The organism is Paenibacillus sp. HGH0039, from assembly GCF_000411255.1.
Classification (GTDB): domain Bacteria; phylum Bacillota; class Bacilli; order Paenibacillales; family NBRC-103111; genus Paenibacillus_F.
This window is the reverse complement of record NZ_KE150413.1, coordinates 1,684,710-1,704,511: the sequence shown is the minus strand read 5'-3', so window position 1 is coordinate 1,704,511 and position 19,802 is coordinate 1,684,710. Positions and strand designations below refer to the sequence as shown.

At 55.4% G+C, this 19,802-nt stretch carries 20 protein-coding genes and 1 riboswitch; of the genes, 2 read left to right on the top strand and 18 right to left on the bottom strand.

Features of this window, described 5'->3' with window-relative positions:
• Window positions 1-39: 39 nt before the first annotated feature.
• Both ribE and ribD read right to left on the bottom strand, forming a co-directional pair.
• The gene (ribE, locus tag HMPREF1207_RS22150; protein ID WP_009674389.1) at window positions 40-708 is read right to left on the bottom strand and encodes a riboflavin synthase; all 669 of its coding nucleotides are present in this window, start codon (window positions 706-708) and stop codon (window positions 40-42) included.
• A complete protein-coding gene (gene ribD / locus HMPREF1207_RS22145; RefSeq protein ID WP_009674410.1) occupies window positions 693-1,832 on the bottom strand; it encodes a bifunctional diaminohydroxyphosphoribosylaminopyrimidine deaminase/5-amino-6-(5-phosphoribosylamino)uracil reductase RibD in 1,140 nt (379 codons plus the stop codon). The genes ribE and ribD overlap by 16 nt, the downstream gene beginning before the upstream one ends.
• A gap of 493 nt (window positions 1,833-2,325) precedes the next feature.
• Window positions 2,326-2,508: riboswitch (FMN riboswitch) on the bottom strand.
• Between the two features lie 308 nt (window positions 2,509-2,816).
• Here ribD and HMPREF1207_RS22135 point away from each other — a divergent pair.
• On the top strand, window positions 2,817-3,080 hold the full coding sequence (locus HMPREF1207_RS22135) for a hypothetical protein (RefSeq protein ID WP_016423991.1): 264 nt from the start codon (window positions 2,817-2,819) through the stop codon (window positions 3,078-3,080).
• A gap of 48 nt (window positions 3,081-3,128) precedes the next feature.
• Here HMPREF1207_RS22135 and HMPREF1207_RS22130 read toward each other — a convergent pair whose 3' ends face one another.
• The 5 genes from HMPREF1207_RS22130 to HMPREF1207_RS22110 all read right to left on the bottom strand — a co-directional run bounded on the left by HMPREF1207_RS22130 (window position 3,129) and on the right by HMPREF1207_RS22110 (window position 8,625).
• Window positions 3,129-3,560 (bottom strand): peptidylprolyl isomerase, encoded by a 432-nt coding sequence (locus tag HMPREF1207_RS22130; protein WP_009674443.1) that lies wholly within the window; start codon window positions 3,558-3,560, stop codon window positions 3,129-3,131.
• A 277-nt stretch (window positions 3,561-3,837) separates the two neighbouring features.
• Window positions 3,838-5,169 (bottom strand): diaminopimelate decarboxylase, encoded by a 1,332-nt coding sequence (gene lysA / locus HMPREF1207_RS22125; protein WP_170318674.1) that lies wholly within the window; start codon window positions 5,167-5,169, stop codon window positions 3,838-3,840.
• A 142-nt stretch (window positions 5,170-5,311) separates the two neighbouring features.
• Window positions 5,312-7,552 carry a spore germination protein gene (locus tag HMPREF1207_RS22120; RefSeq protein WP_009674427.1) on the bottom strand — a complete coding sequence of 747 codons (2,241 nt, stop codon included), beginning with the start codon at window positions 7,550-7,552 and terminating at the stop codon, window positions 5,312-5,314.
• Window positions 7,553-7,570: 18 nt separating this feature from the next.
• Window positions 7,571-7,990, bottom strand: a complete 420-nt coding sequence (locus tag HMPREF1207_RS22115; RefSeq protein ID WP_009674416.1) for a stage V sporulation protein AB — start codon at window positions 7,988-7,990, stop codon at window positions 7,571-7,573.
• Window positions 7,987-8,625, bottom strand: a complete 639-nt coding sequence (locus HMPREF1207_RS22110; RefSeq protein ID WP_170318673.1) for a stage V sporulation protein AA — start codon at window positions 8,623-8,625, stop codon at window positions 7,987-7,989. The genes HMPREF1207_RS22115 and HMPREF1207_RS22110 overlap by 4 nt, the downstream gene beginning before the upstream one ends.
• Window positions 8,626-8,815: 190 nt before the next feature.
• On the opposite strand from HMPREF1207_RS22110, the gene HMPREF1207_RS22105 reads away from it, so the two are divergent.
• Window positions 8,816-9,025 carry a DUF378 domain-containing protein gene (locus HMPREF1207_RS22105; protein WP_009674431.1) on the top strand — a complete coding sequence of 70 codons (210 nt, stop codon included), beginning with the start codon at window positions 8,816-8,818 and terminating at the stop codon, window positions 9,023-9,025.
• Window positions 9,026-9,157: 132 nt separating this feature from the next.
• On the opposite strand, the gene sigF is transcribed toward HMPREF1207_RS22105, so the two are convergent.
• The 11 genes from sigF to fur form a co-directional block, all read right to left on the bottom strand.
• Window positions 9,158-9,913, bottom strand: coding sequence for an RNA polymerase sporulation sigma factor SigF (gene sigF / locus HMPREF1207_RS22100; RefSeq protein WP_009674438.1), 756 nt, complete (start codon window positions 9,911-9,913; stop codon window positions 9,158-9,160).
• A gap of 12 nt (window positions 9,914-9,925) precedes the next feature.
• A complete protein-coding gene (gene spoIIAB / locus HMPREF1207_RS22095) occupies window positions 9,926-10,372 on the bottom strand; it encodes an anti-sigma F factor (protein ID WP_009674418.1) in 447 nt (148 codons plus the stop codon).
• Window positions 10,369-10,722 (bottom strand): anti-sigma F factor antagonist, encoded by a 354-nt coding sequence (spoIIAA, locus tag HMPREF1207_RS22090; RefSeq protein ID WP_009674398.1) that lies wholly within the window; start codon window positions 10,720-10,722, stop codon window positions 10,369-10,371. The genes spoIIAB and spoIIAA overlap by 4 nt, the downstream gene beginning before the upstream one ends.
• Window positions 10,723-10,842: 120 nt before the next feature.
• On the bottom strand, window positions 10,843-12,018 hold the full coding sequence (locus HMPREF1207_RS22085; protein WP_009674420.1) for a D-alanyl-D-alanine carboxypeptidase family protein: 1,176 nt from the start codon (window positions 12,016-12,018) through the stop codon (window positions 10,843-10,845).
• Between the two features lie 194 nt (window positions 12,019-12,212).
• Complete coding sequence (locus tag HMPREF1207_RS22080) at window positions 12,213-14,921, bottom strand: CHASE3 domain-containing protein (RefSeq protein WP_231392125.1); 2,709 nt, start codon at window positions 14,919-14,921, stop codon at window positions 12,213-12,215.
• Window positions 14,922-15,193: 272 nt separating this feature from the next.
• Window positions 15,194-15,574 carry a hypothetical protein gene (locus HMPREF1207_RS22075; protein ID WP_009674411.1) on the bottom strand — a complete coding sequence of 127 codons (381 nt, stop codon included), beginning with the start codon at window positions 15,572-15,574 and terminating at the stop codon, window positions 15,194-15,196.
• Window positions 15,575-15,743: 169 nt separating this feature from the next.
• Complete coding sequence (locus HMPREF1207_RS22070; protein WP_009674446.1) at window positions 15,744-16,565, bottom strand: purine-nucleoside phosphorylase; 822 nt, start codon at window positions 16,563-16,565, stop codon at window positions 15,744-15,746.
• Between the two features lie 251 nt (window positions 16,566-16,816).
• On the bottom strand, window positions 16,817-17,716 hold the full coding sequence (xerD, locus tag HMPREF1207_RS22065; protein ID WP_009674434.1) for a site-specific tyrosine recombinase XerD: 900 nt from the start codon (window positions 17,714-17,716) through the stop codon (window positions 16,817-16,819).
• An 81-nt stretch (window positions 17,717-17,797) separates the two neighbouring features.
• Entirely contained in the window at window positions 17,798-18,034 is a 237-nt protein-coding gene (locus tag HMPREF1207_RS22060; RefSeq protein ID WP_009674445.1) for a DUF4227 family protein, read from the bottom strand.
• Window positions 18,035-18,158: 124 nt separating this feature from the next.
• Window positions 18,159-18,968, bottom strand: a complete 810-nt coding sequence (locus tag HMPREF1207_RS22055) for an SDR family oxidoreductase (RefSeq protein ID WP_009674385.1) — start codon at window positions 18,966-18,968, stop codon at window positions 18,159-18,161.
• A gap of 236 nt (window positions 18,969-19,204) precedes the next feature.
• The gene (gene fur / locus HMPREF1207_RS22050) at window positions 19,205-19,726 is read right to left on the bottom strand and encodes a ferric iron uptake transcriptional regulator (protein WP_009674384.1); all 522 of its coding nucleotides are present in this window, start codon (window positions 19,724-19,726) and stop codon (window positions 19,205-19,207) included.
• Window positions 19,727-19,802 lie beyond the last annotated feature (76 nt).

Genomic DNA, 19,802 nt, shown 5'->3' with positions numbered 1-19,802 from the left:
TTTGTTCCCTCCTTCAAAAAAATACCGTTCGGCTTACCGTCAGAAAAATCCGTTCTCCGCCAAAAACTTCTCGGTCAGCCCGCCCTGTCCGCCGCGGGAATGTGTCTTCCCGCCCGGACCCGTGCGGAGCAGCTTTTCAATATATTTCCCAAGCACGTCGCATTCGATGTTCACGCTGTCCCCGGGCTGTTTGTCCTGCAGAATCGTTTGGGCCAGGGTATGCGGAATGATCGAAACGGCAAACGTGCTGTCGGTCACGTCTATAAGCGTAAGCGAGATCCCGTCGATCGTGATGGAGCCGCCCGCAATCATGTAGCGGAGGACAGCATCGTCGTCCGGCTCCAGCCGGTAGACGACCGCATTCTCCTCCGGCGTTCTCGCCCGGATCCGGGCGGTGCCGTCCACGTGGCCCTGCACGAGATGGCCGCCAAAACGGCCGTTCGCCGGCATGGCCCGTTCCAGGTTGACGCGTGCTCCCGTCTGAAGCGAGGCCAGGTTCGTTTTGCGGTACGTCTCCGGCATGACATCGACGGAAAAGGTCTCCTTGTCATAAGCGACGACGGTCAGACAGACGCCGTTGACGGCTATACTGTCGCCGAGCTTTACATCGTCCAGCACCAGGCGTGCGCCGAGGGTCAGGACCATCGCCTGGCCCTGCTTGTGTATGCGGCGCATAACGCCGATTTCTTCGATTAATCCGGTAAACATGATGAACCCTCCTTCTCGGCGTACTGCGGGTAACCCGTGAGACAGACGTCTTCGCCGACGGTCTCGACGGTCATCCGCGCCAGCCGGATCGCCTCGCTCATGCGGCCGAATCCGGCGAACGCCGCGTTGTCTGGCGCCTCCGGCCCGCCGCCGATCCATTTCGGGGCGAAAAACAGCACCGCCTTGTCCACCAGGCGGTTCTCCAGCATCGCCCCGCTGAGCCGTCCTCCGCCTTCCAGGAGGACAGAGGGCACCTCCCGCTCGCCCAGCAGCCGCATCGCGAGCGGAAGATCGACGTGCGGGCCGCTGCCGCACGCCAACACTTCGGCGCCGAGGGCTTCAAGCGCTTCGCGCTTGGCGGGATCGGCGTCGGCGGTTGTCAGGATGAGCGTCGGCCGCTCATCCTGCTGCCGCAGCACCCGCGCGGACAACGGCGTCCGGAGCTGCGAATCGACGACGATTCGCAGCGGATGGAGCGCCGGCACGGACAGCCGGGTGGTCAGCTCGGGATCATCGGCAAGCACCGTGCCGATGCCGACCATGATCGCGGCGTGACGGTGCCGCATCGCGTGGACGAGCTCGCGGGCGGGCGCGCCGGTGATCCACTTGCTGTCGCCGGTTTTGGCGGCGATCTTGCCGTCGAGCGTGCTCGCGGATTTCATCGTGACGAAGGGCAGGCGTGTCACGATGAACTTGCCAAACGCCTCGTTCAAGGCGTTCGCCTCGTCCGCGAGCAGACCGGCCTCCACGTCGATGCCCCGGCTCCGCAGTCTCGCGATCCCCGATCCCGCCACGAGCGGGTTCGGGTCTACGGCCGCGACGACGACCCGGCGGATGCCGCTCTCGATGAGCCGGTCGCTGCATGGCGGCGTCTTGCCGTAATGGCTGCACGGCTCCAGCGTGACGTAAGCCGTGGCACCTTCCGCTTCGCGGCCGGCCATCTTCAGCGCGTGCACTTCCGCGTGGCCCTCTCCCCGCTTCAGATGGGCGCCCATGCCGACGATGCGGCCGTCTTTGACGACGACGCAGCCGACGACGGGATTGATGCCCGTCTGTCCGAGCGCCGCCTGGGCCATTTGCAGCGCCAGGCGCATGTAACTTTCGTCCTGCAAAGGTTGAAGCATGAGCGGTCTCCTTTCCGGGAAGGGAATTGGCTCTTCCCTCTTTTCTGCCTCGGCAGCTTTCCGGCTTGGTTCGTTCTGGGTTTAGTCTCTCCAGCATCGGCCAAAATGTTGAACCTGAAAAAGCCCCTGTCCGTTTCGGACAAGGGCGGTTTTATGGAATAGCAAGAACGCGCGTGAAGCCAGTCTGCGGGTACGGGAAAGTACCTCCGATCCCCTTAATAAGGGAACGGATACGGGATTCTCCGGCAGGTATGCCAAAGAAGCGTGCTGCTACCACACATTTCGCATCTTGCTTGCAGAAAGGACGAGATTGGAAATAACGGCAGTGAAAAGATAGCACAAGCTAAGGCCTCGATGGCCCGCCGTCCGGTCTCGCCGCTGTTTATGAACTTTAGAGCACAAATAAGCCGGCCAACCCAGGCCGCGTATGTACCTAAAAAAGCCCTTTCCGCGCGAATGCAGGTAAAGCTGCGTATGCAGACTGAATCGTTTCGTTCTCCTTCTCCCATCCAGACTTTAACTGTCGGTCTCGGACTCTCACCAAGTCAGCCGGAATGTCCTGCGTTCGAACGCGTAAAAAACAGACAAGCCGGGTCACGGACTGAGCAGCAGACCGGATAACCGGTACTGCGGCAACACCGCCGGTAGGGACTTTCACCCCGCCCCGAAGGATTGATTCAATCTTATTCGATTGTTGACTGAATAGTACCATTGTCATTTCCAAATTGCAAGTGTCAAGTTGACTAGTCCGGTCGGAAAACGGTATAAGCAGGGCCGAATCGGGGAAAGGCTGGATAAGTCTGTCCTATGGATGTCATGCGGAACAAAAGCGAAACGGGTCTCACATTAAAGAAGGATGCTTATGTGCCGCACATAAACAGAAATTGCGTCGGAAGGACAGAGGGGTATTCAAACATTCCGGATCTTCAAGCAAGTACCCGGAAAACCCGGGCGGTCATCTTATACGAAAGGGAAGCCGAATAAATGAAAAGGAACACAGACTTTTCCCGAAAGGGCCTGAAGGCGTCCAAAAACACGGCGGCCGTCGACTTCGCAAACCTATATCATGGCCATTCTGACGGGATCCCCGTTATTGTGCGCGGCCGTGTACACCATGAGGGATTGGCAGCCTGCGGATGGGATAAAGCGCGGCTCTGGGACGAACTCGGTAAAGCCGGCGTGGATTCTCTGCTGGATGTTGCGTACGCGGAAATACGCCGCGATGCCCTGATCCTGAAAAGCCCCTGACCAGCCGCTTTCTTACAGCGGTTGTCCAGGGGCTTTTGGATACATTCATTACACTTCGACGATTTCAACTTTCTCCATCGTGTCGCGACCTTTGAACGCGTCCACATATTCCATGCCTTTGGTTACTTTGCCGAAAACCGTGTGCTGGCCGTCAAGATGAGGCTGCGGCTGGTAGCAGATGTAGAACTGGCTGCCGCCTGTGTTGCGTCCGGCGTGAGCCATTGCAAGCGTTCCGCGCTCATGTTTGTTCGGGTTGATTTCGCAGTCGATCGTGTATCCGGGACCGCCGGTGCCGGTGCCTTGAGGACAGCCGCCTTGGGCTACGAAGCCCGGAATAACGCGGTGGAAATTGAGTCCATTGTAGAAACCGGAATTAGCCAGTTTCTCGAAGTTTGCCACTGTGTTCGGGGCATCCTTTTCAAAGAGGTCGATCAGCACTTCGCCGCCGCCTGCCATTGTGATTTTCGCTTGTTTTGCCATGTGGGACACTCTCCTTTTATGTATCGGTTCCTGCTTGGATTGCGGGGTACATGATTGTGAAAGCAATCTTTTTCATTGTACTCCATATTGGAGGGATGTACAAATAAGCGTCACTTTTACGAGTCAGGTTCGTCCGTCTGTTAACGGGAACCGTTCACTATCTTTCGCCGCGCTGCAGGCAGGACTTGCCAAGCGTATAGAGTAAAAAAACAAACCGGAGGGTGTCCTCCGGCTTGTTTGGCCGTTATCGGGACTCATGCCCGTCTATGGATGAAAATCAGCGGACCGGCTGAATTTGTTTCATCCGTTCCGGCACGACATCGTTGCGGACCAGATCTTCGTACGTTTCCCGTTTGACCGCCATGTCGGCCATTCCGTCTTTTACGAAAACGACGGCGGGTCTGCGAATCCGGTTGTAGTTGCTGGCCATGGAGTAATTGTACGCTCCCGTACTGGCAACGGCCAGTATATCACCCGTCTCGACGAGAGGAAGCTCCACGTCCCAGATCAGCATATCGCCGCTTTCGCAGCACTTGCCCGCGATGGAGACCGTCTCCTGAGACGGTTCCGAAGCCCGGTTCGCCAGCATCGCTTCGTACTGGGACTGGTACAGGGCCGGACGGGGATTATCCGTCATGCCCCCGTCTACGGAAACATATTTGCGAACGCCGGGAATATCCTTGTTCGTTCCTACGGTGTACAAAGTCGTTCCGGCATCGCCGACGATACTCCGGCCCGGTTCGATCCAGATCTCCGGCATCGGATAAGAAACGGCCTCGAAGCGGGTTTTGACCGCTTCCGCGATCGCTTCGACATAGGTCGACATCGGCAGAGGCGTGTCACCGTCCACATAGCGGATTCCGAAGCCGCCGCCCAGGTTGATGACCGAGAAAACCACGTTCAGCTCATCCCTTACCTGCGAGGCGAACTGGGCCACCTTCTCGGCTGCCACCCGGAAACCTTCGACCTCGAAAATTTGCGATCCGATATGGGAATGAACGCCGAGCAGGAGCAGATGATTCGCCGCGGCGGATTCTTTGACCGCTTCGAAAGCGGCCCCGTTCCCGAGGTCAAATCCGAACTTCGAATCGATCTGGCCGGTGGAAATATATTCGTGCGTATGGGCTTCGACGCCCGGTGTTATTCTCAGCAGAATCGGTACGCGCTTGCCTTTCGAACCCGCAATCGCATCCAGCATGCGGAGCTCCGTGAAGTTATCGACGACGAAACAGCCGATTCCGGCGTCAAGCGCCATTTCGATCTCGGCCGGCGTCTTGTTGTTGCCGTGGAAGTGAATGCGCTCGGGAGGAAAACCCGCCTGAAGCGCCGTAAACAGCTCCCCGTCGGATACGACGTCCAAGGATAGTCCTTCTTCGGCTACGATGCGGCACATCGCCATGACACAGAATGCTTTGCTTGCGTAAGCAACCTGAAATTTTAACCCGGACGCCTGAAAAGCATCGACAAACTCGCGGCAGCGCCTGCGCACGAGCGCCTCATCCACAACATATAACGGTGTTCCATAGCGGGCGGCCAGTTCCGTGGTATCCACACCGCCGACTTCCAAATGGCCTAGAGCGTTAACTCGGCTTGTTCCATGAAGATGCATCGTCCGTTTCCCCTCTTCGTTATCCGTATCCATGACTGCTTCCGTCTTGTTTCTCCATTACATTATTAACTAAAGTAACACAATGTCACTTAGCTGACAATACAACTTTCACGGAAGTGGGCAAGCCGGATAGGACGCGCCGTCATTCGGGTCCAGGCTGACGGGTTCCGTCTTTGGAACGCGTGATGCTGAGCCTTGTTTTGTGCGTTAGAACCGGCAGACGGAACAAGATGTTCAGCAGACCCATCGCATTGAACGGAAGGAAAGGCCACATGTATGGAGCCGTGTGCGAACGCTGGAGGGACAGGAATATCAGCCATACCGTAGTTGCGATGACGAAACCCGGAACTTTGAAGAGCGCCACCGAAAAAAGAAGGATAAGCCGGACGATCCGGTTGGCTAAACTCAGCTCATAGCTGGGGGTGGCGAACATGCCGATCGTCGCGATTGAAATGTAGAATATAATTTCATTCGTGAACAGCCCCGTTTTAACGGCAATGTCTCCGATGAGAATAGCCGCGACCAGCCCCATGGCAACGGATAAAGGCGTCGGCGTATGGACGGACGCCATCCGCATCAGATCGATCCCGAGTTCGGCCAGAAGAAACTGGATGAGAACCGGGATTTTGCCCGGATTTTGCGGTCCGATAAACTCCAGGCCGGTCGGTTTGAGACCGGGTTCTAATACCATCAGGTACCAAAGCGGCAGAAGAAACAGCGAAGCCAATATTCCCAGAAAACGGACCCAGCGCAGATAGGAACCGATAATCGGAAGCTGCCGATACTCTTCCGCATGCTGGAGATGATGGAAGAACGTCGACGGCATGATCATGACACTCGGCGAAGTGTCGGACATCAAGATAACGTGCCCCTCCAGCAGATGGGCGGACGCCACATCGGGCCTCTCCGTGTACCGGACCAGCGGATAGGGGTTCCAGCCTTTCGCTACGATCGCTTCCTCCAGCTGCTTCTCGGCCAGCGGAATTCCGTCAAGATCCACGTTCTTGACTTTGTCACGGATGGCCTCAACCAGCTTCGGATTCGCGATATCGTCGATATAGCCGATGCAGATATCGGTGCTGGTCCGCTTTCCCACCTGCATAATTTCGACCCGCAGCTTCGGGTCGCGGACCCTTCTTCTCACAAGCGCCACGTTCGTCATCAGCGTTTCCACGAATCCGTCCCTTGAGCCGCGCACGACTCTTTCGAGGTCAGGCTCTTCTGTCGAACGGACGGGGAAGTTTTTGGCGTCGACGACGAGCGCCGTCTTTTCGCCTTCGATAAAAACGCCGGTCGCCCCGGTCATGACTTGGCCGATGACTTCTTTCATCGTCTGATACGGCGACACTTGGATGTGCGGAATGAGATACTCTTTGAGACTCTCGGCCGGATTATTCTCCATCGCGGCGTGGTCCGCGTAACTTAGCCGGTCCAGGACCATCGTGAGCACCTGGTCTTTGGCCAGCCCGTTTACGTAGTAAAAGCCGACCCGGATCGAACCGAACACCATCTCGCGCAGCACAAGGTCAAACGATGTCCCCAGGCCCGAACGCTCTTCCAGCATATCCTTGACTTCCTGCATCGAGAGCGGGATCGGGTCGTCCACCGGTTTGGAAGCATCGCCATTCGACGGCCCTTTGCCCTTCTGGCCTTGTTTATCCCCCCTGGCGCCGGAAGCCTGCTTCTGCTGCCCGGTGCCCTCGCTGCGTCTGACGTCTGCCGCGGTGCCATGGCCTTCGGCGTTCGCCGGCTGCTCTTCGCCGCCTTGATCCGCAGCCGAGCGCTTTCGGGAGAAAGAAGCTTGAATAGGACCCTTGTTCCCATCCCGCAACAGCTTCTTGATCCCGAAAGCTTCTTCTTCCGGCATGCCCCCGGAACGGTCCTGCTCCTTGCTTCTGCTTTCACGGCCCGGGGATTCTTCCCGGGACCGCGGTCCGGCCCGGAAGCCTTTTCTCGCTTCGGACCCTTTACCGGATCGGACAGCGCCGCCTGATTGGTCTTCGCGGGTTCCGGCTCGTAATCCGGCGGCGGTTCCGCCGTCCCCTGATTCACGACGGGATTCGTCCGATTTTCCGGTTCCTTGCGCCGGTTCCTGCCTTTCCCGTCCGGGCGCTTCTTTTTCCGGAGTCTCTTCCGGGGCATTCGCCGGGCTTTTCAACTGATCCTCATGCCCGGTATCCCCGGCGCCTTCGTTCAGCTCCGTGCCCGATGGGGTATTCTCCTCCATCTCCGGAGCGGCAAAAACGTTGCCTTCCTCATCGATCTGGAGGGCGGGAGCTTTAGATCTGTCATCGGCGTCGGCACCGGAACCGGAAATTCCCCCCGTCCCCCCATGCCTGCGTTCTTTATCTTTCACCATCATCTTACCGATCAACTTTTTCATGCGTACTCCTCCTCAGCCTCAATAAATAAACCATTCGAACAAGGAGCCCAGAACCTTGCCTGCGATCATGGCCGTGAGCAGCCACACCATATAGGACGTCATGCCCACCCGTTTGGCGAGAACCGGCAGGACATTGATGATTTCCGTCAGGGCCGCGGACAGCATACCTATAAACGCTCCCGCAAACAACCCGAAAACACCGGTCCACCAGACAGGAGCGGACAGCTTCCAGTTAAAGAAATCCATCAAGGTAAAAACCAGCGAACCGGCAATGACCGCGATCTCGCAACTGCGGATGCGGTGTTGAGCCCGGCTTACCTGAAGCAGCCGCGGTATGATATCCAGCACTAGCAGGAAAGCCACCATCCCGCTGCCGACCGCGATCCCCCCGGCAAGTCCTATCACGACCGCAGCAGACCAGCCCAGCAGCGTGATCATGGGGAAGACTCTCGCTTCTCGCGGTTTAAAGACTGATATTCTTCGGCTATCGTATAGCGGTCGATATTTTCCTGATAAGTAAACATCTCGACTTCGAGCGGGCTCGGCTCTTCGTTGAATTTTTTCTTAAAAAAGTGATTAAAAAAAACCGCCATGCCGATTCCGATACCAAGCGAATACGGAATTTGCAGAAACAGCGGATGCTCGGTCTTTTTGCCGGTTACAAGCTCATACACCCGCTGATGCACCTCCAGCATGCTCACGTCCGCATGAAAATTCATAATCGTAAGGCCCGACCCGATAAAAAGCAGAACCCAAACCGCCGTGAGAAACAATAGATTAGGTTTACGAGTATCGGAATCGATCTCCACGAGCGTATGCGGCTCGCCGAAATGTTCAATTTGCAGATTAGGGTGCACGTTTTTGACAGCCGCCACGATGCTGAGCATATCGATCAGAATACGATTGCCGTCCTTGACTTTCGGTTGGACCAGCACAAGCCCCCGAAGCGTGCTTTCATACGCGGGCTCGACAATCATCTGGGCGACCCTCCCCAAGGTGACCGGTTCCCGTGCGGGTACTCGTATTCTGCGGCGCAAGCGGATATAGAGACAGGCGTCTGCGGTTTGATTCAACCCTCATCCCCCCAAAACATCCTTTTGCCAGTAGTATGCGGCGCATTCGGCAGAATCATCCAAGGAAAGGTTCCCAAACTTTGCACGCGGCGCATCCTCCGCTTAAATCCCGCCATGCATAAAAAATTCCCGCCGAGGAACATTAGGAACGAACAAGCTTTTCCAACTTTCAAACAGGTGGTGAACGCCCATGTCTCGAATTGCTCTTACCCTGATTATCGTAGGCGCGCTGAATTGGCTCCTCGTAGGTATCTTCGAGTGGGATCTGGTATCCGCGATTTTCGGCGGTGAAGTGCACCGCACCTCTTCCGCCTTCAGCCGGATCATTTATACACTGGTCGGATTGGCGGGCATCTACAGCCTTTCGTTCTTCTTCCGGGACGATGCGACCGTACGTTAACCAGGCATTTCCTCCGGCCCTGCTCCTGAGGGAAATCGGGGACGGGTCCACGAAACGTTTCAGCTCCCGGCGGGCGGACGAATCGTGGATTTTTTTCTCGTCCGCTCGGCAAAAAGAGAAAAGACCAGAACGCTATTGAGCGATCTGGTCTTTTATGGATTGCAAGATTTTTTTCTCCAGCCTGGATACCTGGACCTGTGAAATGCCGAGCCTGCTGGCGACCTCCGACTGCGTCTGATCCCGGAAATACCGGAGATACACGATCAGCCGCTCCCGTTCGTTAAGAGCGCCGATGGCTTCGTTAAGAGCCAGCTTCTCGAACCATTTATCCTGGGTTTCGTCGGCGATCTGGTCCATCAGCGTGATGGGATCCCCATCGTTCTCAAAAACCGTTTCATGGATCGAGGAGAGCGGCTTGCTCGCCTCCTGGGCGAAGACAACTTCCTCCGGCGTAATCCCCAGCGCATCCGCGACCTCCTTGATCGTCGGAAGGCGGTTCATGCCTTTGGAGAGCTCGTCCTTGGTCTTGCGGATTTTGCTGGCCAGTTCTTTAAGCGATCGGCTGACTTTCAGCGTTCCGTCATCACGGAGAAACCGCTGGATCTCCCCGATAATCATCGGAACCGCATAGGTCGAAAACTTCACATCGTAGGACAAGTCGAACTTGTCCACCGATTTGAGCAGTCCGATGCAGCCGATTTGAAACAAATCCTCGGCTTCGTAGCCGCGGTTCAGAAAACGCTGAACGACGGACCAGACGAGCCGGATGTTGGAGTTAACCAGCCGTTCCCGGGCGAGCGAATCTCCCGATTGGCTGAGTGCGATCAAACGCTTGACTTCACTGTCATCCAGGAAACTGTGCGAGGAACCTTTCAAATCGACATCCATCGTATCAAACCCCTAGTTTACCAAAGCTTTTTTGGATTCAATTCTTTTCTTCATCCGGATGCGGGTGCCGGTACCGACTTCGGTAACCACGTCGACCTCATCCATAAAGTTTTCCATAATGGTAAATCCCATTCCGGACCTTTCCAGCTCCGGCTTGGACGTATACAGCGGCTGCTTGGCTTCTTCCAGATCTTCGATTCCCGCTCCGTTGTCTTCCACCGTGATATAGACCTCATCGTCCACAATTTCCGTCACGATCGTTACGACTCCGTCGGGTTTATTGTCATAGCCGTGGATAATGCAGTTCGTTACCGCCTCCGAAATGACGGTCTTGATATCCGTCAATTCGTTCATGGTCGGATCGAGCTGGGAGATGAACGAAGCGACGGCGACACGCGCGAAAGCCTCGTTCTCGGACTTGCTGGCAAATTGGAGCTTCATGAAATTCGATTCGCTCATAACGCGACCTCCAGACTGGAGATCGCGGATCTCTCGTTGTCTTCAATCGTTACGATCTTGAACATGCCCGACAATTCGAACAAGCGGTAAACTTCCGGAGAGATATCGCAAACCACCATACGGCCGCCCTTGCCCGTAATCTGCTTGTAGCGCCCGAGAATGACACCCAGACCCGAGCTGTCCATGAAGGAAAGATCCTTCAGACTCAAAATGAGGTGCTTGGTATCCTGCCGGAAAATGGCATCTTCCATGCGGGTTTTGACCACATCGGCCGTATGGTGATCCAGTTCCCCTTTCAGACGAACGACCAGTGCTTTACTTCTGTGCTCAAATTCGATTTGCAAACTCATGTGCCATGTCACTCCTTCCCACATGACTCACAAGTTCTACAATCCCTTTGGCATTTCCTGCCTGCTGACAAAACTAGAAGAAAAGCGCCAAAAGCTCTTCGGAAGCGGGAAAATGCGACTTTATTCTCCGCCGAACAGGCTGCGGGCCGAACGCTTCATAAGCGTCCACCAGCCGGCTTTTTTGACATCGGCGGGAGACTCGATCGGGTACTCGGTCAGCACTTCGTTGTTCTTATACACCACGATTTTGCCGATAGGCTGCCCTTTGGCGATCGGCGGCTTCAGATCTTGACTGAGCTGGAGCTCGTGGCGGATTCCCTCTTTGCCTTCGCCCTTTTTCATCAGAATGCTGTAAGAACGCGTTGCGGTCAGAGGTACCGAAGCGACATCGCCCTTGCTGATCTTAAGCTCCCCCAGGGCGTCTCCCGCTTTGAAGATCGGGAAATTGCTGTACTGGGCAAACGCGTAGTCGAACAGCTTCGTCACTTCGGCATTGCGGGTTTTCGTGTTCGGTTCTCCGAGCACGACGGCAATCACGCGAAACCCGTCACGGACGGCGGTTGCCGACAAGCAGAACTTCGCTTCGCTCGTATAGCCGGTCTTCAAGCCGTCGGCTCCCGAATAGAAACGGACGAGCTTGTTTGTATTGACGAGCCAGAACGGTTTCGCGGAATCTTTCCGCAGATGGTCCTGGTAGTTGCCGGTAAACTTCGTGATACCGGTATGTTTGAGAAGTTCCCGCGACATAATCGCGATATCGTGCGCGGAAGTATAATGATTTTCCGTCGGCAGTCCGTTGCAGTTGGAGAAATGGGTGTTGTTCATTCCGAGCTGCTTGGCGCGCTCATTCATCATCGCGACGAAGTTTTCCTCCGAGCCCGCCAGCTTCTCGGCCATCGCTACGGACGCATCGTTCCCCGAAGCCATCGCGATACCCTTGAGCATTTCTTCAACGCTCATCTCTTCGCCGGGCTCCAGGAAAATCTGCGAGCCGCCCATCGACGCCGCATATTCACTGGTGCTTACCTTATCCGTCATCTTGATTTTTCCGCTGTCTACGGCTTCCATGATGAGAAGCATGGTCATAATTTTCGTGATACTGGCCGGCGGAAGCTTGGTATCCATGTTTTTGTTCACAATAATTTCGCCCGAGTCCGCATCCATTAGAACTGCCGATTGCGCATTGGGAGCGAGATCCACCTGCTGAGGCTTCTCCTCCTTGGCCCATACGGCCGGTCCGGCTGCGGACAGCAGCAGACTCAGCGCCAGAACCGCACAGCTCATTTTCTTCCACATCGTCTTCTACCCCTCCTGCTCAACAATTAGACATACGATTCACAAACTGGGTGGCTAGCATGTAAACCGGAAATTTCATTAAGCAGTCTTGACGGAACCGGGCAAAAATATTCCAGGGATTCCCTATCCGAACAAAAGACTTCAACAAAAAAAGAGCGGGCTCCTCAGCCGCGCTCTTCATCCGTAACGAATTTTCAGTTTTCGTTCAACCATACATTCAGCAGAGAGATCAGCTGATTCAAATCTACCGGCTTGGAGATATAGTCGGAAGCACCGGCTTCGATACATTTATCGCGGTCGTTCTTCATCGCTTTGGCCGTGACGGCAATAAGCGGAAGATCCGCCCACTCCGCGCGTTCCCGAATGCGGGTCATCGCCTCATACCCGTCCATCCCCGGCATCATGATGTCCATCAGCACGACGTCGATATCCGGCGTATGGTCCATCAGCGCCAGGCATTCGATCCCGTCGCCTGCCGTCAGCACGCGCATCCCTCTGCTTTCCAGAGCTACACTGAGCGCCGTGACGTTGCGGGGATCGTCATCCACGATAAGCACGGTTTTGCCGGCGATAATCGTTCCGGTTCGGCCGGCTGCCTCGCGCTTCGGCTTCGGCTTCGCGGGCGCCGGCAGGGCAGACGCCTCCGCTTCGAGCGCGGATGCCGCCTCCATACCCGCCGTATCCGCCCGGTCCAGGCAGCAGATATACAGCGTGAAGGTGCTACCCGCTCCTTCCTCGCTCGCCAGATGGATGCAGCCGTTCAGCAGACCGGCCAGATCGCGGGAAATGGACAGCCCGAGTCCCGTGCCTCCATACTGCCGGCTTGTCGCTCCGTCCGCCTGTCTGAACGCCTCGAAGACATGCTCCTGCTTGTCCTTCGGGATGCCGATCCCCGTATCCCGGACGGATATCGCCAGTGCCGTCGTCCAGTCGAGGCCGGGCAGCAGGTGATTCTCCTCCTCCTCTTTCGCCCGCCGCAGCGACAGCGTTACCTCACCGTAATGTGTAAATTTAACCGCATTCGACAGCAGATTCTTGACGATTTGCTCCAGCCGCTGTCCGTCGGTCTGGATGATCTCCGGCAGTCCGGGCTCCATGGTACGTTTGAACGCAACGTCTTTGTCTTTCAACATTTTGCCGAAAAGATGTTCCATTTTGTCGGGCAGCTCCGTTAAATTGAACGGTTCGTAATTCACTTCCAGCTTGCCCGCTTCGACTTTGGACAGGTCGAGAACGTCGTTGATGAGCGCGAGCAAATCATTGCCCGCTTTATGAATCAGCTCCACGTAATCGAGTTCCTCTTCGCTCAGCGTATTGTTCTGATTTTCGGAGAGGAACTGCGACAGCAGCAGCATACTGTTCAGCGGAGTCCGCAGCTCGTGGGACATATTTGCCAGAAATTCCGATTTGTACTGGGAAGCCAACTGGACCTGCTCCGCTTTGGCTTGAAGTTCCAGCGACGCCTGCTCAAGCTCCAGCGTTTTTTGTTCCGATACCCGGTACTGGGCTTCGAGTTCTTCGTTCGTGACCTGCATTTCTTCCGTCTGGGTGCGCAGCTCTTCGGACTGGACTTGAAGTTCCTCCGCCATGACTCTGGATTCCTGAAGAAGGCGCTCCACTTCCATGCGGCTTCCCACACTGTTGAGTATGATGCCGAACGAAGTGAGAAGCTCTCTCAATACTTGGCGCTGTGAAGCCGTAAACGGTTCGAAGGAGGCAAATTCCACCACAGCCGTAACCGAACCTTTGAAAGAAGCCGGGGCAATCAGAATATGCCGCGGCGCCGCTTCTCCGAGGCCGGAACGCACCGTCACGTAGTTTTCCGGCAGGTGATCGACAGCCAGCATCCGGTTTTCCTCCGCGCACTGTCCGACGAGACCTTCGCCCGGTTTAAACATGCGGGAGCGCTCCTCGTTTTCGCCATCGGACGCGTATGCCGCCATCCGGTGAAGGCCGTACTCCCCATCTACGGTTTGAAGCATGTAAACCACGCCGTACGGGGCGTTGAACAGTTCCGCCGCTTTGCGTACGAACATGTCGGACAAAGCCCCCGTGTCCGTAAAGCCTTGCAGGGCGGTCGTCAACTCGGCCACCTGCGTTTTCTCCTCGGTTTCCCGCTGCACATTGTCGAGCAGACGGTTCGTCGCATCCCCGAGGTCGCGTATTTCATCCCGTGACTTGACCTCGATCCGTTCGGATAGATCCCCGTCCGACGAAGCCAGATGGTTGATGGCGCGAATGACCTTGCTGATCGTCCCCTGAATCGACCGGGAGATCAGGATCGCAGTCGCGACGGCTACAATGGCCACCCCGAGCATCATGAGGTACAGGGCGCTGCGCATATCCTTGTTCCGCTCGTCCAGATTAGCCACCCGGTCTAGGGTCAATTTGGTTTCCGTACTGCGGAAGGTGTCAATCATGACCCGGATCCGGTCCATATATTTTTTACCGGGGTCCTCTTGAAAATATTGCTGGATTTGCGGAGTATTCCCGGCTTTTTTCCACGCAATGACAGGCTGTCCCGCTTCCGCGATCCATTTCTCGATAACGGACCGCAGTTCCTCCAGCCGTTTCTGCTGGGAAGGATTGTCGGCAACAAGACCGTGAAGCGTATCGTAATCCGTCAACCAGTTTGCCTGTGCTTTCTCGTAAGGTTCCAGATAACGGTCATCCCCGGTAATGACGTACCCCCGCTGCCCCGTCTCCATGTCGAGAAGCTGCTTCTCAACCTCCGACGTCAAATCATGTACCTGAATATCGTGTTCCGTGACAAAGTCGATCTCTTTCTGCAAAGATACAATCCGTCCGTTTACGGCAAAAATCGAGGCCGCCAGGCAGACCAAGATAAGCAGATAACCGGACATAATTTTCCACCGGATACTGAAACGCCGTGCTCGCAACACTCTTACTCCCCCTAGTTACGGATACTTACCTTTAATGAACCAAAAAGGGCGCGGCTGAAAAAGGCCGCATGCTTCCTGACGGGCACGCGACTTCGTAGAGGCCTGAATAACCTGACCTTTTGCAGTTCGTAACAAACAGCTTAATTTAACTATTATACTATTGATCTCTGTTATTTGCTAACCGGGTTTACTAGATTTTTGCAAAACTTTCCTCCGCTTGGACAAATAAAAAGGAGCCCTCCAGGGCCCCCTTTTTAAAACCGAACTACCGCTTATTCGACCACCAGAACCGACTTCATATCGTTGTGGCCTTCGCCGCAAGGCAGGATACACTTAATTTCGTATTTGCCCGGCTTCTCGAAGTTCACTTCCTGGGACTTGTTCGTTCCGTCCAGTTTGACGTCAACGCCTTCACCCGTAATGTCGATGGCGTGCACGCCTTCTTTCAGGATGAGAGAAACCTTGGTCTGGCCTTTCGGAATTTTGTACTCCGCTTGATCGAATTTCCAGTTGGATGCTGCAATTTTGAGAGAAGCGCCGGCTGTTTCTTCCGCGGCTCTTTCCGCTTGTCGGGCATTGATATCTTGAAAGAGGAAACCCACTCCCATAGCACTCGCGCCGATAAATAGTACAAACATGATCCACTTGTACATGAAGATCCCCCCATCGCGTAATTACCTAATTATTGTACCTAAAATAACGGAAATTGCCTAATCCTTTCCTGAGGCAAACTTCGAATAATTTGTGACAATTCCGTGATATTTTGATCCGCAGGCCGTTTCGGACCGTCAGCGGCCCGAGGCAACGCCGGTTGCGTAAAGCCTACAATTCCTCGATAATACCGAGAACCAGCTGAAGAAACTTCGGCTTGACCCGCTCCGTCGTCTCCATCACTTCCTGGTGGGATAGCGGCTGGTCCAGGATGCCCGCGGCCATGTTCGAGATGCAGGAGAAACCGAGCACCTCGATGCCGGCATGACGGGCAACGATCACTTCCGGCACGGTCGACATGCCGACGGCGTCCGCCCCGAGTGTACGGATCATGCGGATTTCGGCCGGCGTTTCGTAAGTGGGGCCGAGAAGCCCGAGGTAAACCCCTTCGCGCAGCGAGAAACTCTGTTTCTCGGCAACGCTGTGCGCAAGCTTGCCAAGCCTTCTGCTGTAAGCTTCCGACATATCCGGGAAGCGAACTCCGAGCTCGTCGTCGTTAGGACCGATGAGCGGATTGCGGAACATGAAGTTGATATGATCCTGGATCACCATCAGATCGCCGACTTCGTAAGACGTGTTCACGCCGCCCGCCGCGTTGGTTACGATGAGCGTCTGAACGCCCAGGTCTTTCATGACGCGTACCGGAAATGCGACCGTTTCCGCGCCGTAGCCTTCATATTGATGGAAGCGGCCTTTCATCATGACGACTTGTCTGCCTTTTATGGTACCGGCCACAAGCTCGCTCGCATGACCTTCCACGGTCGAAACCGGGAAGTGCGGGATATCGCTGTAGTCGATAACGACCGCTTCTTCGATAAGATCGGCCAGGACGCCGAGTCCGGAGCCGAGGATGAGACCGATGGTCGGACGGAAGCCGAGCTTCTGCTCGATATAGGCCGCCGCTTCATTGACGCGTTGTTTTTCTGTGCTCATGTAAGAACACTTCCTCTCTTATTGTGTCCGATTATTTGAATTCCTTGAATAAGGTTGTTCATTTGGACAACCCCCTCCGGTTGTCAAATGCGGGTTAAAGCCTGGTAATTTTTTATGTAAGGCAAAAACAGCATGGACATTATCTCATTATTGCCTCCGGGATGCAAAAATACCCAATGCCGCATTGACGCATTAAAGGATTTTTATATTCCGCCCAAAAGGAAAAGCCCCTTAAGGGGCCGGGTCACCGTTCACGTCATTTTCGCCCTCGGATGCGTCCGGTCATAAACTTCCTTCATCTTCGACTTCGTCACATGCGTATACACCTGGGTAGTGGAAAGGTCGGCATGGCCCAACATTTCCTGCACCGAGCGCAGATCCGCCCCGTTCTCCAGGAGATGCGTGGCGAAGGAGTGCCTCAAGGTGTGCGGCGTAATGTCCTTGTCCACTTCGGCGTCCGCGGCGTAACGCTTAAGCATTTTCCAGAAGCCCTGGCGTGTCATGCGCGTACCGAGGTGATTCACGAACAAGGCCGTTTCCGGCTTGTGCGCCTTCATCAGCTGCGGCCGTGAGGCCGACACATACTCGTCGACCACTTTGGCGGCCATGCTTCCGAGCGGAATAATCCGCTCTTTGGCCCCGCTTCCGACGCAGCGGACAAATCCGAGGCTCGTGTTGACGTCGCCGACATCCAGGCTGATCAGCTCCGATACGCGGATGCCGGTCGCATACAGCACCTCCAGCATGGCCTTGTCCCGGATGCCGTTGCTCGTGTCCGACTGCGGCGCCGCGAGCAGGCGTTCCATTTCGTCCATGGTCAGCACCTGGGGCAGTTTCTTCTCCTGCTTCGGATTCTCGATATCGCGCGTAGGGTCGAAATCCATCCTGCCGCAGCGGATCATATAACCGTACAAGGAACGGATCGAAACAAGCGTCCGGGACTGGGTCGCCGTAGCCCTCCCGAGCTGCTTGAGACGGGAGATGTAGCTGACCACATGCACCTTGCTCGTCTCGCCCAGCGACCGGATGTTCTGCTGCTCCAGAAATTCTATATACTGCTGCAGATCCCGAGCATACGATTCGAGCGTATTCCGGGACAAGCCTTTCTCATGTTCCAGATAGTCCATGAATACTTCCAGATCTTCTCTCAAGTTTCCTTGCTCCTTCATGGCATTTCTAAGCTAGCCGGTTTAAGTCTATATACCATTCGTCACAAAACCGATAATTCCTCTTTATTCCCCGTACCAATAAAACAAACGGAGCCTCGCGGCCATACTCTCGCTGCCTTCCGTCTGAATCGCGTGCTGCTGGAACACTTTTACCGACGTGCCGCTGGGATGGCGGTACTTATCAACCGGTTCGACCCAGACCGAAAACAGGGCAAACGCCCGGTACAGGACATAAGTCAGCGTAACGAACAAAACGAGGAATTTGGTCCTCTCCAGCCATTTATGTACGGATACGATCATACAACCCGTCCCCCTTTATAACAAGCGTATGATAGGGGAACGCAGGATATGCGGCTCCGCCGCGCCTGTGTAATGTTTCGGCTATAAAAAGAGGGAGCGCCCCTCAGAGGGCCCTCCCTGACCGTTAAAGAAGCGATTCCGCGCCGTCGATGTAAACTTCCGTCCCCGTAACGTGGCTGGAAAGGTCGGAACTCAGGAAGACCAGCAGGTCCGCCACCTGATCCGCCGTTCCGGGACGGTCCGCCAGCGGCATGCTCGTTTCCGGATATTCCACCGGTATCCGGATTTCCTCCAGCTCCGGCGTACGTTCCGTACTGTCCTCAATGTTCGTGTCGACCGAACCCGGACAGATGACGTTGACGCGGATTTTATAGCGGGCCAGCTCAAGCGCAGCCATTTTGGCGAAGGCTGCCTGCCCCGCTTTGGAAGAGCTGTAGGCCGTAAACCCGAAGTTTTTAAAAATCCTGGTTCCGTTGATGGAACTGGTGATCACGATGCTGCCCCCGTTTTCTTTGAGCAGCGGCACCGCGTATTTTACGGTCAGGAACGTCCCTTTCAGGTTGGTCTGCAGGGTAGCATCCCATTCCTCCGGTTCCAGGTCTTCGATCGGCGCTATTTTACCGTTAATGCCCGCATTGGCCAGCACGATATCAAGCCGTCCCCATGTTTCCTGCAGCTTCACGTATGCCTCTTTGACCTGTTCCGGGTCGGAAATATCCGCTTCGGCGACAATCGCTTCTCCGCCCTTGCGCATAATAATTTCCTGGACATCCTCGGCATACTCTTTGCGGATATCCACCAGGCAGACCTTGACTCCCAGCTTGGCGAGTCTCAGCGCCGCCGCTTTGCCTATCCCCGAGCTTGCTCCCGTGATAAGCGCCGTTTTCCCGGCCAGGCCGTATTCCCCTGTATGTACGGTATTGGTCTGCTCCATGGACCGTCCTCCTCTGAAAGCCGACACCTGCTAGGCGGCGGCATGTTGGTGTTGGGTATGTTCCACTGCCTCCTTACCCGGTGAACCGCCCGAAGAAACGACAGAACGCGCCCGATTTTCATCTTCGTGCGAAGGGCTGCGAGCGGCTGCAGACGCGCCAAAAAGCCCGCTGAACCGGCAGCGGGCTTCCAGGGGCTTGCGGACGCATCAAGCAGACAAAAACCTTCCGCGTCTGTTTAAACGAGCGTAGAAGGTTTTGCGCTTGCATGGTGATGGTGATGCTTCGGGTTAGCGTCTTTATTTTTCGGCTGATCGGCGCCCTTCTCCAGACATCTGTGGCAGATACCTTGAAAATCGAGGCGGTGATCCAGCACTTTAAAATTATATTCACGGGCGAGCCGTTCTTCCAGCGGTCCCAGCCAATCTTCCATAATTTCGTCCACTGCGCCGCACTGCACGCAGATCAAATGATGATGATGGTGATGAGTGCTGTCGCTGCGAAGATCGTAACGGGCTACGCCATCTCCAAAATTCATTTTCTCAAGCACATGCATATCGCTAAGCAATTCGAGCGTCCGGTACACGGTAGCAAGTCCGATTTCAGGAGCTTTATCCTTGACGAGCATAAATACGTCCTCGGCGCTAAGGTGATCTTCTTCATTCTCGAGCAGCACTCGAACTGTCGCTTCCCGCTGGGGAGTCAGCTTGTAACCTTGGGATTGCAGCTGCTGCTTGATCTTCTCAATACGTGCTTCCATACTCCTCCCCCTCTTACAACGCGTCTAAACGGCGCGATAGTTTCCCTTTTTTCATTATAGAGGGAGGGAGTCACGA